The sequence below is a fragment of the Amycolatopsis sp. SB7-3 genome (genome assembly GCF_041021335.1).
In the GTDB taxonomy this organism is placed as follows: domain Bacteria; phylum Actinomycetota; class Actinomycetes; order Mycobacteriales; family Pseudonocardiaceae; genus Amycolatopsis; species Amycolatopsis japonica.
On record NZ_JBFPJQ010000001.1, the window covers coordinates 1,234,402 to 1,247,020 of the forward strand.

The following is a 12,619-nucleotide window of genomic DNA, read 5'->3' on the forward strand; positions in this document are numbered from 1 at the left end:
AAGTGGAGGTCGCACACTGGGCCCATGTTCAGTGAAGCGGAACTCGACTACCTCGCCGCCCAAGGTCTCGGACGGCTCGCGACGGCGCAGCCGGACGGCACGCTGCAGGTCAGCCCCGTCGGCTACGCCTACAACACCGAGACCAAGACGATCGACATCACCGGCTACGAACTGGCGAAGAGCAAGAAGTTCCGGAACGTGGCCGCGAACGGGCAGGCCGCGTTCGTGGTGGACGACATGCCTTCACAGGACCCGCCTCGGATCCGCTGCCTCGAGATCCGCGGCCGGGCCGAGGCGCTCACCGGCGCCCGCACGGCCGACGGGCATTTCGACGGCGCGGTGATCCGGATCCACCCGTCGCGGATCATCAGCCTCGGTGTCGACGACCCGGACCACGATCCGCTCGATCTCGTTCCGCACAACCGGAACGTCTGAGCCCTGCGGATGTCATGAAAGGGCCGTTCCTGACGAAAAACGTCAGGAACGGCCCTTTCATGACATTTCAGCGGCGGTTGCCGAAGACCGCGTAAATCCCGAGGCCCGCCGCGGCCAGCACCACGGCCGTCCACGTGGCTTCCGCGACACCGGCCGGCTGGAAGAGCCAGGTGATCACCAGTTGCGCGCTCTCCGTACTCGACGTGGTGGCCCAGACCAGGAACGCGACCGCGAAGCCGAGCAGCGGCAACGTCCACCCGAAGGCCCCGCCGAACAGCACCGCGGCGATCCCGGCGAGACCGAGCAGCCCGCCCGCGTTCCGCACGATGATCTCCACCGGGACCCGCCCCGTCTCCCACAGCCGCGGCAGCAGCGCGGCACCGGCGCCGAGGCCGCCGATCAGCAGGAGATGCAGGACGCGGCGGGGCGCCCAGCGGATCGCGGCGGTCCGGTCGAGGTCGGCGTCCTGCCCGCTGAGGCCGATGGCGGTCACCGCGATCGCCACCAGGAGCGCCAGGGAGACCGGGACCTCCGTCCAATGATCCCGCGCGAGGAACCAGATCACGGCCATGCTCACCGCCAGCCCCGCGAAGGACGCAGGCACGGCGCGGGAGCGGGCGTACAACACCGCCCATCTCATCGCGCACCGCCGAGCAGGATGCCGAGCTGGTCACCTTCGCAGGTCAGGCCCGCCCGCCGCTGCGCGATGATCCGCTCTCGCTGCACATCGGGCGGAAGGGCGCGGAAGACCTCCCACTTCCGCACGACCTCGTTCTTCGTGTCGTCGCTCAGCCAGGAAGCCCCGGTCACCTTCCATTCGCCGAGGAACCAGCTCGCCGAGATGGACCGCGCGGCGAGTTCGTCCAAAAAGGACTTGTTGACACCGCGCGGGCTGTAGCAGGTCGGCGTCCCGGAGCCGGCGACCAGTGTCCGCGTCATGTCGTCCGAATTCAGAACCGAACGGATGGACCAGTCCACCAGGTCCACGTAGACGGTGTCAGCGGCACGCGGCGGCACCTCGTCGTAGCCCAGCCGCCGGTCCAGTACTGCGACCTTCACCGGCGCGTCCGGCAAGGTTCCCAGCAGCCGCAACGCTTCCCTGCCCGGACCGGCGAGGCGAGGCAGCTCGGCTTCGAGCATGCGGGGGACGCAGACCGGGCCGTCGCAGACCATCTCCGTCGCGTCCGGGTCGGCGACCTCGGCTTCGGCCGTGCTGCCGGGAAGAACGGGCAAAGCGATCACGACCGCCGCCAGCGCCGGGACGACGGCGAGCCACTTCGCCCGCTTGGAGCGGGCTGCCAGGAGGAGAAATCCGGTCACGGCCAGTCCGGCGAGCCAGACTCCCTGCCCGAGATCCATCCAGCCCGCCGTGGTCTTGAACGGATCCCTGACGACATCCATCGCGGGCGAGAGCAAGGAGACCCGGAACGGCACGAACCCGGCCAGCGCGCTGCCTTCCGCCCCGGCGAACTGGAACAGGAGAACGGCCACGAACGCGGCGACGGCCACCGCGGGCGCGGTCAGCGGATGCGGCAGCGACCGGCCGATCCCGAGCCCGATCCAGGCGCCCGCGAGCATCGCGAGCACCCCGACCACGACGATCGGCAGCCAGCCGAAGGTGAAGAATCCGCCGTTGAAGGCGGCCTGGACGGCACCGACGGCGAAGATCAGCAGATATCCCAGCACCAGCAGGCCGCCCAGCGCGCCGGCGAGTTTCGCGGCCCGCTGCCAGCCGGGGCGCGGCATGGTGGCCATGAGTTCGACCGTGCCGGACCGTTTGTCGCGCATGCCTTGGATGACCCCGGCGCCGATCGCGATCGGCCACAGGAACACCAGCAGGAACCGGCTCCATTCCGCGGCGTGCGTCCAGTGCTCGTCCCAGGCGAGTGGCACCTTCGTCCACGGACCGCTGAACGAGTAGAGGAAGCCGAACGCGACGACGAGGATCGCGAGCGTGGCCCAAGGGGCGATGGAACGGCGGGCTTCGGTCCGCAGGACGCGAGTGTTCACCAGTTCCCCTTCCCCGGCTCGTGCCCCAGCAGCGCCGAGTAGCCGCGCTCGATCGGGCTGTCGCCGACGTGCTCCTCGCTCCCGGCGGCGGCCAGTTCGTCCGGCGTGCCCTGGAAGACCAGCTTCCCGTTTTCGAACAGGACGACGTCGGTGCACGCCGTCGCGACGTCCTCGACGAGATGCGTCGAGACGACGACGCAGGCGTCTCGGCCCAGTTCCTGCATGAGCTCCCGGAAGCGCACGCGTTGCGCCGGATCGAGTCCGGCGGTCGGCTCGTCCAGCAGGAGGATGTCCGGATCGTTGACGATCGCCTGCGCGATCCCGACCCGGCGCACCATGCCACCGGACAGTGTCTTCATCCGGTCGTCGGCGCGATCGGCGAGGCCGACGCGTTCGATCGACCGCTGCACCGCCGCCGGGATGTCCTCTTTGGACATTTCCTTGAGCCAAGCGATGTACTCGACGAACTCGCGGACGGTGAATCGCTTGTAGAAACCGAAATTCTGCGGCAGGTAGCCGATACGGCGGCGCAGGCGGCGCTGATCGGTGAACCCCCCGACGGATTCACCGAGCAGCGTCAGGCCTCCCTCCGCCGGCCGGAGCACCGTCGCCAGTGCCCGGATCAGCGTGGTCTTCCCGGCCCCGTTCGGGCCGAGCAGACCGTGCACCCCCGTGCCCAGGTCCAGGTCGAGCCCGTTCACGGCGAACTTGCGTTTGCCGACCCGGACCTTCAATCCCTCGGCCTTGATCTGCCACGCGTAGGTCGTCGGCGCGACCTCCGCGGCCCCGACAGCACGCATCAGTTTCTCCCCTTCGTTCACCGTTCGGACCCGGTGAGCAGGCCGAAGACGCTCCGCCGGAGCACCACCACGACCGCGGTCACCGCGAAGATCGCGCCCCACACCGGGAGCAGCCGGGGTTCGAGCGCGGTGGCACGCCCTTGCGAAGCCACCGCGGGCGCCAAGATCACCGCCACCCAGACCCCGGCGAGGACATAGGCCGCCCGCACCACGCCGATCAGCCCGCCGAGTGCGAGCGTCCCGGTGGTGAAGGCCAGGCTCGGCAGGAGCCCGAGCCCGAATCCGCCGCCGCCGAGCCAGCTCGAAAGAGCCTGGATCGGCAAGACGACGGCGAGGACCGCCGTCGTCCGGCGGAGCAGCAGGTAGAGCCCGGCCCTCGGCGTCGAAGTGACGAGTTCGTACGCGGGGTCGAGCCCCTTCGCCCACGACACCGCCACCCCGAGCACCGGCAGGACCGGCGAGAACAGCTGGACGAACGAGTAGCCCTTGCTCCCGGTGAACCCGACCCCGTCCAGCAGGACACCGATCGCCGGGATCAGGAGGATCATCGCCAGCCACGGCAGCATCACCGGCGTCACCCAGGTGTGCAGCCGTCCGGCCCACCGCCTCGGCATCGGGCTCGGCCCCGCTTCGGCGAGTTTCGGCCCCAGCCCGGCCCAGACGTCGTCCACCAGCGCAGACACCGACGGCAGACTGATCGCCGACAGCCTCCCCCGGCATTCCGCGCACGATTCGAGATGGGCTTCAACCGCCCAGACCTCGTCACCGGCCAAGCCGTCGTCACCGAGGACGTAACCGGCGAGGAGCTGTTCGGACACGTGTTCCTTGTTCACGACAGCGCCTCCCGCATCGCGATCCGAGCCCGCCTGGCGCGGGTTTTGACGGTTCCTTCCGGCACGCCGAGCAGCACCGCGGTCTCGCGGACGGTCAGCCCGTCGAGCACCATGGCCTGCAGGACCTGTCGGAGTTCGGGAGCGAGCCGTCGCAACGCGTCACCGACGTGGTCACCGACCGCACCGGCCAGTGCCTCGTCCTCGGCCGCGGGTGAAACGGCCGTTTCCGCGACCGGCAGCGGCTGCGCGAACTTCGCCCGTCGGCGGAAGGCGTCGACCAGCCGCCTCGCGGCGATCGTCCACAGCCAGCCGACGGCACTTCCGCCGACGGCCGCACCGGCGAACGCACCGGCCGCGCGCCAGACCGCGAGGTAGGTCTCCTGCATCACCTCGGCGACGATCTGCTCGTCGGCGCAGCGACGGCGCAGGCGCACGGCGAGCCACGGCGACGTGCGGCGGTAGAGCTCCTCGAACGCCGCACGGTCGCCTTTGGCGGTGCGGCGGACGAGCTGCTCTTCGTCCGGTTCCGTTCCCTTCACATCCGGCAAGACGCCGAGATCACCGAACCGGTTCTCACCCGATTGTGTTCCGCGTCACAGCGGCCGGACGGCTTCGGCGGCCTTCTCGTCGAAAGCGGAACGTGAAGCGAGGATCTGGTCGACGTTTTCGACGGCCCATTCGGCGACGGCGTTCGTCAGCCTGCCGACGTCGACGCCGAGCGGCGTGAGCCCGTACTCCACCCGCGGCGGAACGGTGGGATAGACGTCGCGCCGGATCAGCCCGTCCCGCTCCAGCGAGCGGAGCGTCTGGGTCAGCATCTTCTGCGTGATCCCGTCGAGCAACCGGCGAAGTTCGCTGAACCGCATCGGCCGTTCGTAGCGCCGGATCGCGCCGAGGACGTACAGCGCCCATTTGTTCGCGAGCACTTCGATGACCGTCCTGGACGGGCAGTCACGGCCGTGCACGGCCACCCATTCCTCGAACAACCGCCGCTCGTCGAAGGTACCCATGAGGTACCTAGATATCAGTGGAGTGCCTACTTCACAACAGGTACCGACCGCGAAATGCTCGTTTCCATGCGGAAGATCCAGCAAGTCTCCTTCGGTGGACCCGGCGTCCTCGAACTCACCGAATCCGAAAAACCCGTTCCGGGTGCGGGCCAGGTCTTGGTGCGCGTCCACGCGGCCGGGGTCAATCCGGCCGATTGGAAGATCCGGAACGGGCTGGTCATCGGCGAACTGCCGCTGACCGTCGGCCTCGATTTCTCGGGTGTGGTCGATTCGGCCGGGACACGGTTCCAGCCCGGGGACGAGGTCTACGGCGTCACGTTCCCGCCGAACGGCTCGTACGCCGAGTACGTCGCGGTCAGCGAAGACGCGCTCGCACCGAAACCGAAAAGTCTGAATCACGTCGAGGCTGCCGCGCTCCCCATCGCGGCGCTGACCGCGTGGCAGCCGTTCACCAACGTGTTCCCGGTCGGACCGGGGCACCGGGTGCTCGTCCACGCCGCGGCGGGCGGGGTCGGACATCTCGCCGTCCAGATCGCGAAGGCCCGCGGGGCGTACGTCATCGGAACCGCCAGGGCGGCGAACCACGCGTTCCTGCGCGACCTCGGCGCCGACGAACTCATCGACCACACGGCCGACGATTTCGCGAAATCGCAGGTCGTGGACGTCGTGCTGGACCCGATCTCCGGGGATTACGGTCCCCGGTCGCTCGACGTACTCGAACCGGGCGGTTCGCTGATCGACATCGTCGGGCACGGCCCGGACCGGACGGAGGTCCGGCGGAAAGCCGCGGAACTCGGGGTCTGTTTCGACGAGTTCTACGTCTCCCCGTCCGGAACCGATCTGGCCGAAATCGCCACTTTGGCCGACGCCGGTTCACTACGGGTCTCGATCGCCGAGGTCCTCCCGCTCGAACAGGCGGCGAAGGCACACGAACTGAGCGAGTCCGGACGCGTCCGGGGCAAACTCGTGCTGACGATCTAGCTCGGCCAGAACTTGCGCCAGCCGTCGGCCTCCAGCGTCGTCGGCTCCAGACCGGCGTCCCGGGCGGCTTGTTCGGCGTCCCGGATGTCGCGCGCGAACCGCTTCGCGACGGCGCGGAGCTCGCCTTCGGGATCGATCCCCGCCCGGCGCGCGGTCGCGGCCACCCGGAACAGCTGGGCCGCCGCCTCGGTGCCGTCGGGGAACAGGTCGAGCGGGATCCCGGCCCGGCCGCTGCGCTGGCCGAGCTTCCCGGCGAGCGCCACGGCGGGCTGCCCGAGCGCCACACCGTCCACAATGGACTGACGGCTCTTCTCGGCCTGCTTCAGTTCCTCCCATTTGAGGTTCTGATCGCTGACGGTCTCGACCCGAGGAGCGTCGGCGAAGACATGGGGATGACGTCCGACGAGTTTCGCGACCAGGTCGGACGCGACCTCGTCGATCCCGAACGGATCGGCCGCGTCCTCGACGGCGACGCGCGCGTGGAAGAGCACCTGGAGCAGGACGTCGCCGAGCTCCTCGCGCAAGGCGGCCCTGTCGCCCTCCTCGATCGCGTCGAGCAGCTCGTAGGTCTCCTCGACCAGGTACTGGCGCAGCGATTCGTGGGTCTGGACGGCGTCCCACGGACATCCGCCGGGCGAACGCAGGCGGTCCATCACCTCGGCGGCTTCGACCAGCGGCGGAACGGGCGCTTCGATCACCCGCGCGCCCGCCCTGATCAGCGCCGCGGCCTTGGCTTCCCGGCGCGAACCCGCGATGAGCACGAGGTCGCGCACCTGCGTGTCACCGAGCGGGGGCACCCCGAAAACGTCGGGATCGACATCGGAAGCCGCGTACACGGCGGCGCTGCTTCGCAGGATCGGAAGTGCCGCGGCGGGCAGTGTCGCCCCGCGGGCGATCACGACGACGGCAGCGGTCACGGGTTTTGCGGCGCGGCACCGTGCACAGGCAGCACGATGCCCTTCTTCGAAGCTTCGTTGGGCGCGAGGTCCATGCCGACAACATCCCACACGCCGTAGCGCGGGTTCACCTTGAGGTCGACCTGGTCGAGGTACGGCTGGAGGAGCCGGATACCCACTCCGGCCAGCTGCTGAGCGCTCGGCTGCGCGGCCTGGTCCGACGCGACGGGCTTGTCGGCGGCCCGCTCGCGCACCACGACGACGACCCAAAGCGGCTGCTGCGGTGTCGGCTGGAAGGCGGCGACGGTGTTGGGTTCGAGACCGAACAGGACGGTGGCCGCGGTCGCGGGCGACTGCATCGCCGGCAGCTTCTGGCCGGTGCCCGCCTGCGTGTCGGCGGTCTGCTGGTCCTGCGCGATCAGCTCGGCGGCCGCGTTCGGCGACGCGGCGAACTTCTTGGCCTTCTCGATCGCCTGCTCGCGCAGCTTGTCCGCGTCGGAACCGGTGGCGTCGGTCGAGGAGACCGAGCTGAAATCGAACGTGACGGTGAGCTTGTCGAGGTACTTCATCGCGAGCTGGGTCTGCAGCGCCGCGTCGACCAGTGCGTCACGGTGGTCCCGCACCCGCGCCACGAGCTGCTGCACGCTCAGCGCGGGATCGTTCTGCGGGTTGGCCTCCATCGGCTTGGCCAGCGGGTCGTTCTGCAGCGCGTTCACGACGAGGGACTCGTCGACCCGGACGCCTTCCCGCTGAGCGGCACGCTCGGTGAGGTCGTGGAGGATCTCCTGCCGGACGATCTCGCGGCCGACGAGGTCGAGCTTGTGCTCACTGGCGAGCTGCTGCCCGTACGGGTGCTCACGGACGGCCTTGTCGATCAGCTGCTGCACACGATCCACCGAAACGGTCTTGCCGTCGATGATCACCGCGGCACCGACCTGCCCGGGACCGGCGTTGCATCCGGCGAGAAGGAGAGAACCGGCAAGAACCCCGACCAGCGCGCGACGGCGCCCCATGATCCGCATCACAGGGCCTACCCTCTCATACCGGCCCCGGCGAGAGAACCAGGTCATAAGTCGCGATTCGAGCTCGGCTCACGCGACGGGCGCCGGCGACTTCATCAGATTCGTCAGCAGCTTCGCGCACCAGTCCAGCAATTCCTCGTCGCGCAGCGCCGGGGCACCCATGCGACCACCCGCCGGGCCCTCCGTCGGCTTCGGCACGGAGACCGTGTTCGTCACCGCCTTGTAGAGAGCCTTGGGGTACAAGCGCTTCAGCCGCACCATCTGCGAATCCGCCAGCGGCAGCGGCGCGAACCGGATCGACGTGCCCTGGACGGCGACCTCGGTGACCCCCGCCGCGCGGCAGGTGTGCCGGAACGCGGCGACCGCGAGCAGCCTCCGCACCGGGGCGGGCGGCTGACCGTAGCGGTCGATCAGTTCCTCGCGGACGGCGTCGAGCCCGGCCTGGTCGGGAGCGGCCGCAATCTTGCGGTACGCCTCCAGCCGCAGCCGCTCGCCCGGCACGTAGTCGTGCGGGATGTGCGCGTCCACCGGGAGATCGACGCGGACTTCGGCGAGCTCCTCCTCTTCGGAGGTTTCCGCGCCCGCGTGCCGACGGAACGCGTCGACCGCTTCGCCGACGAGCCGCACGTACAGATCGAAACCGACTCCCGCGATGTGCCCGGACTGCTCCGCACCGAGGATGTTGCCCGCGCCGCGGATCTCCAGGTCCTTCATCGCGACGGCCATACCCGCGCCCAGCTCGGTGTTCTGCGCGATGGTCGCGAGCCGGTCGTGCGCCGTCTCGGTGAGCGGCGCCTCCGGCGGGTACAGGAAGTACGCGTACCCGCGCTCACGCCCACGCCCGACCCGGCCGCGCAACTGATGCAGCTGCGCGAGCCCCAGCAGGTCACCGCGTTCCACCAGCAGTGTGTTGGCGTTCGAGATGTCCAGCCCGGTCTCGACGATCGTGGTGCAGACGAGCACGTCGTACTCGTTCTCCCAGAAACCCTGGATGATCGTCTCGAGTTTCTCCTCGTTCATCTGCCCGTGCGCGGTGACGACGCGCGCCTCCGGCACCAGCTCGCGAATGCGCTTCGCGGCCTTCTCGATCGAAGAAACCCTGTTGTGCACGTAAAAGACCTGGCCGTCACGCAGCAACTCGCGCCGGATCGCGGCGCCGACCTGTTTGTCGTCGTACGCGCCGACGTAGGTCAGGATCGGGTGCCTGTCCTCGGGCGGGGTCAGGATCGTGGACATCTCGCGGATGCCGGCGAGCGACATCTCCAGCGTCCGCGGGATCGGCGTCGCCGACATGGTCAGCACGTCGACGTGCGTCCGCAGCGCCTTGATGTGCTCCTTGTGCTCGACGCCGAACCGCTGCTCCTCGTCGACGATCACCAGGCCGAGATCCTTGTACCGGATCCCGGTCTGCAGCAGGCGGTGCGTGCCGATCACGATGTCGACGTCACCCGAAGCGAGCTGTTCGAGGATGGCGTCCGACTCCGGCTTCGAAGTGAAGCGCGAGAGCCCCTTGATCTTCACCGGGAACGAACTCATCCGTTCGGTGAAGGTGTTGAGGTGCTGCTGCGCGAGCAGCGTCGTCGGCACCAGCACCGCGACCTGCTTGCCGTCCTGCACCGCCTTGAACGCCGCGCGCACCGCGATCTCGGTCTTGCCGTAGCCCACGTCGCCGCAGATGACGCGGTCCATCGGGACGCCGCGTTCCATATCCGACTTGACCTCGTCGATCGCGGCGAGCTGGTCGTTGGTCTCGGTGAACGGGAAGGCGTCCTCGAGTTCGCCCTGCCACGGGGTGTCCGGCGCGAACGCGTGCCCCGGCGCGGCCTGCCGCGCGGCGTAGAGCTGCACGAGTTCGGCGGCGATCTCCTTGACCGCCTTCTTCGCTTTGGCCTTGGTGTTCTTCCAGTCCGATCCGCCGAGTTTGTTCAGCGTGGGCAGCTCACCGCCGACGTAGCGGGAGACCTCGTCGAGCTGGTCGGTCGGGACGAACAGCCGGTCCCCCGGATGCCCGCGCTTGGAGGAGGCGTACTCCAGCAGCAGGTACTCGCGGGTCGCGCCCGCGACGGTGCGCTGCACCATTTCGACGAACCGGCCGATGCCGTGCTGATCGTGCACGACGTAGTCGCCCGCCTTGAGGGCGAGCGGGTCGACGGCGTTGCGGCGCCGCGACGGCATCTTGGTGCTGAAGTCCTTTGTGGACGTCCCGGCACCCGAGCCGCGGCCGGTGAGGTCCGATTCGGACAGCACCACGAGGGCGCGCTCCGGCGAGACGAAACCGTCCGACAGGCCGCCGCACGTCACCGTCACGACGCCCGGCGTCAGCGGACCGGTGATGCTTTCGGCGAGCGACGCGGGGACATCTCCCGCCGACAGCTGCTCGACGGCGCGAGCCGCGGTGCCGTGCCCGGCGACGACGAGCACGGCCGTCCCGCCCGCGGCCGTGTGGGCGCGCAGATCGGTCGTCGCGCGCTCGACCTCGCCGCGATAGTTCGGCGCGGCCTCGATCGAGACGCGGTAGACGTCGGGATCGTCGCTGGCCAGCTGCGTCAGCGTCCACCAAGGGCGCTTCGTCTCCTGAGCGTGCTTCGCGATCTCCGCGAGGTCCCGGTACGCGGACGCGCCGAGGTCGATCGGCGCCTGACCGCCCGCGGCGGCCGTGGTCCAGGACGCTTCGAGGAACTCCTGCCCCGTGCGGACCAGGTCGGCCGCGCGGGCGCGGATCTTCTCCGGATCGGCCAGCAGCACGTGCGTGCCCTGGGGCATCGCGTCGGTCAGCAGGTCCAGCTCGCCCTCGCACAGCACGGGGATGAGCGCTTCCATGCCCTCGACGGGGATTCCGCCGGAGAGTTTGGTGAGCATCTCGGTGAGCTGCGCGTCCGCCTCGTACGTCGTCGCGAGCTCGGCGGCCTTCGCGCGGACCGGCTCGGTGAGCAGCAGCTCACGGCACGGCGGCGCGCTGACGTGCTGGATCTCCCCCGGCAGCGACCGCTGGTCGGACACCGCGAACGCGCGGATCTCGCTGACCTCGTCGCCCCAGAACTCGACCCGCACCGGATGCTGCGCCGTCGGCCCGAACAGGTCGAGGATGCCGCCGCGCACGGCGAACTCGCCGCGCTTCTCAACCATGTCCACCCGCGTGTACGCGAGCTCGACCAGCCGATCCAGCAGCCCTTCGAAACTCTGCTCCTCGCCGACGACCAGGTCGATCGGCGCGAGCGAACCGAGCCCGGGCGCCATCGGCTGGATCAGGCTGCGGACAGTCGCGACGACGACGCGCAGATCGTCCGAGCCGGTCTTGAGCCGGTGCAGCACCTCCAGCCGCCGCCCGACGGTGTCCGCCCTCGGGGACAGCCGCTCGTGCGGCAGCGTCTCCCAGGACGGGAAGTCGACGACGGCGCCCTCGCCGAGGAACGACTTCAGGGAAGCGGTCAATTCGTCCGCCTCGCGGCCGGTGGCGGTCACCGCGAGCACGGGGCGGCCGGCGCCCTCGTCCGCGGCGAGGGCACCGGCGACCAGCTGGCGGGTGGCGATCGCGCCCTGGAGTTCGAGCACCGGGGCACCGGCCCGCTCCACGACCCCGCGAAGGGCCGGATCGGGAAGGATGGAATGAAGGAGTCCGGACAATGGAGCGTTTGTCACCGTCCCAGCCTACGTGGGGGCACCGACAGTCCGCCGCGCGATTACCGGGGCAGGGCGTCGAAGACCTTCGGAAGCTGCTCGTCGAACTCGGCCGGTTCCTGCGTCGCGACGCGGATCAGCAGGTGTTCGACACCCGCGTCCTGGTACTGGCGCAACCGGTCAGCGACCTGCTCCAGGCTGCCCGCGACCAGCATTTGGATCTTCTCGACGAAGTCCAGCGGGACGCCGTAGTTCCGCTGTGCGTAGTCCTCCAGCCGCTCGCGTGCCCTGATCGGGTCATCCTCGATGAGCACTGTCGCGAACAACGCAGGCGTCACGGGGCGTACGGCCGTTTCGCGGATCTTCGCGAGGCCGTCGGTGTAGTCCGCGACGTCGGGCGGATACGGCAACCAGCCGTCGTAGAGCCGTCCCGCACGCTTCAGCGCGCCCGGGGTGAAGGCGGCCAGCCACACCGGCGGGCCACCGGGACGGTGCGGTTCCGGGTATTCCGGCAGGGTGTCGTAGTGCAGCACGTCGCCGTGGAACGGGCCGCTCTTCCCGCTCCACACGTGCCGCCACAACGCGACGATGTCGTCGAGGCGGGCGCGGCGGCGTTCCCACGGGACCCGGGTGAAGGCGAACTCGGGTTCGCTGCGACCCGCGAATCCGGCACCGACGCCGAGTGTGACGCGTCCCTGGCTGAGCAGGTCGAGCGAGAGGATCGCGTTCGCGGAAAGGAGCGGATCCCGCAACGCCGGCAGCAGCGCGGCGGTGCCGAGGGTGACCCGCTCGGTTCTGGCGGCGAACGCGCCGAGCAACGTCAAGGAATCGATGGGCGCCTTCGCGAGCGTGTCCCCGACCCAGACCGAATCGAAGCCGAGGCGTTCGGCTTCGACCGCGACGGCGACCATTTCCGGCGCGGTGCGCCCGGCGTCGAGGGTGGACCGATAACTGGGGACGACCAGACCGAATTTCATGCCGGAAGCATCTCGGCGGCGGGGAATCGTCTCAATT

At 69.5% G+C, this 12,619-nt stretch carries 12 protein-coding genes; 2 read left to right on the forward strand and 10 right to left on the reverse strand.

Annotation, left to right across the window (positions count from 1 at the left end; genetic code table 11):
• Positions 1 to 24 precede the first annotated feature (24 nt).
• Entirely contained in the window at positions 25 to 435 is a 411-nt protein-coding gene (locus AB8M46_RS05965) for a PPOX class F420-dependent oxidoreductase (RefSeq protein ID WP_037340705.1), read from the forward strand.
• A 67-nt stretch (positions 436 to 502) separates the two neighbouring features.
• Here the strand turns inward: AB8M46_RS05965 and AB8M46_RS05970 are convergent, their stop codons facing one another.
• Genes AB8M46_RS05970 through AB8M46_RS05995 form a run of 6 tightly spaced genes read right to left on the reverse strand, consistent with a single transcriptional unit; the run spans position 503 to position 5,088 of the window.
• Positions 503 to 1,075, reverse strand: a complete 573-nt coding sequence (locus AB8M46_RS05970) for a hypothetical protein (RefSeq protein ID WP_394359755.1) — start codon at positions 1,073 to 1,075, stop codon at positions 503 to 505.
• A complete protein-coding gene (locus AB8M46_RS05975; RefSeq protein ID WP_394359756.1) occupies positions 1,072 to 2,445 on the reverse strand; it encodes a hypothetical protein in 1,374 nt (457 codons plus the stop codon). Before AB8M46_RS05975 ends, AB8M46_RS05970 begins: the two co-directional genes overlap by 4 nt.
• Positions 2,442 to 3,245 (reverse strand): ABC transporter ATP-binding protein, encoded by an 804-nt coding sequence (locus AB8M46_RS05980; RefSeq protein WP_037342448.1) that lies wholly within the window; start codon positions 3,243 to 3,245, stop codon positions 2,442 to 2,444. Before AB8M46_RS05980 ends, AB8M46_RS05975 begins: the two co-directional genes overlap by 4 nt.
• A 17-nt stretch (positions 3,246 to 3,262) precedes the next feature.
• Positions 3,263 to 4,078 (reverse strand): zf-HC2 domain-containing protein, encoded by an 816-nt coding sequence (locus AB8M46_RS05985; RefSeq protein WP_394359757.1) that lies wholly within the window; start codon positions 4,076 to 4,078, stop codon positions 3,263 to 3,265.
• Positions 4,075 to 4,617 (reverse strand): RNA polymerase sigma factor, encoded by a 543-nt coding sequence (locus tag AB8M46_RS05990; protein WP_038508262.1) that lies wholly within the window; start codon positions 4,615 to 4,617, stop codon positions 4,075 to 4,077. The genes AB8M46_RS05985 and AB8M46_RS05990 overlap by 4 nt, the downstream gene beginning before the upstream one ends.
• Before the next feature lie 54 nt (positions 4,618 to 4,671).
• Positions 4,672 to 5,088 carry a helix-turn-helix domain-containing protein gene (locus AB8M46_RS05995; RefSeq protein ID WP_037340693.1) on the reverse strand — a complete coding sequence of 139 codons (417 nt, stop codon included), beginning with the start codon at positions 5,086 to 5,088 and terminating at the stop codon, positions 4,672 to 4,674.
• A 66-nt stretch (positions 5,089 to 5,154) separates the two neighbouring features.
• On the opposite strand from AB8M46_RS05995, the gene AB8M46_RS06000 reads away from it, so the two are divergent.
• Positions 5,155 to 6,069, forward strand: coding sequence for an NADP-dependent oxidoreductase (locus tag AB8M46_RS06000; RefSeq protein ID WP_394359758.1), 915 nt, complete (start codon positions 5,155 to 5,157; stop codon positions 6,067 to 6,069).
• On the opposite strand, the gene AB8M46_RS06005 is transcribed toward AB8M46_RS06000, so the two are convergent.
• The 4 genes from AB8M46_RS06005 to AB8M46_RS06020 form a co-directional block, all read right to left on the reverse strand.
• Entirely contained in the window at positions 6,066 to 6,986 is a 921-nt protein-coding gene (locus AB8M46_RS06005) for a MazG family protein (RefSeq protein WP_394359759.1), read from the reverse strand. The genes AB8M46_RS06000 and AB8M46_RS06005 overlap by 4 nt on opposite strands.
• Complete coding sequence (locus AB8M46_RS06010; protein WP_125733513.1) at positions 6,983 to 7,987, reverse strand: hypothetical protein; 1,005 nt, start codon at positions 7,985 to 7,987, stop codon at positions 6,983 to 6,985. Before AB8M46_RS06010 ends, AB8M46_RS06005 begins: the two co-directional genes overlap by 4 nt.
• Positions 7,988 to 8,056: 69 nt before the next feature.
• Positions 8,057 to 11,611 (reverse strand): transcription-repair coupling factor, encoded by a 3,555-nt coding sequence (mfd, locus tag AB8M46_RS06015; RefSeq protein WP_394360847.1) that lies wholly within the window; start codon positions 11,609 to 11,611, stop codon positions 8,057 to 8,059.
• 56 nt (positions 11,612 to 11,667) lie between these two features.
• Positions 11,668 to 12,582 (reverse strand): LLM class flavin-dependent oxidoreductase, encoded by a 915-nt coding sequence (locus AB8M46_RS06020; RefSeq protein ID WP_394359760.1) that lies wholly within the window; start codon positions 12,580 to 12,582, stop codon positions 11,668 to 11,670.
• Positions 12,583 to 12,619: the final 37 nt, after the last annotated feature.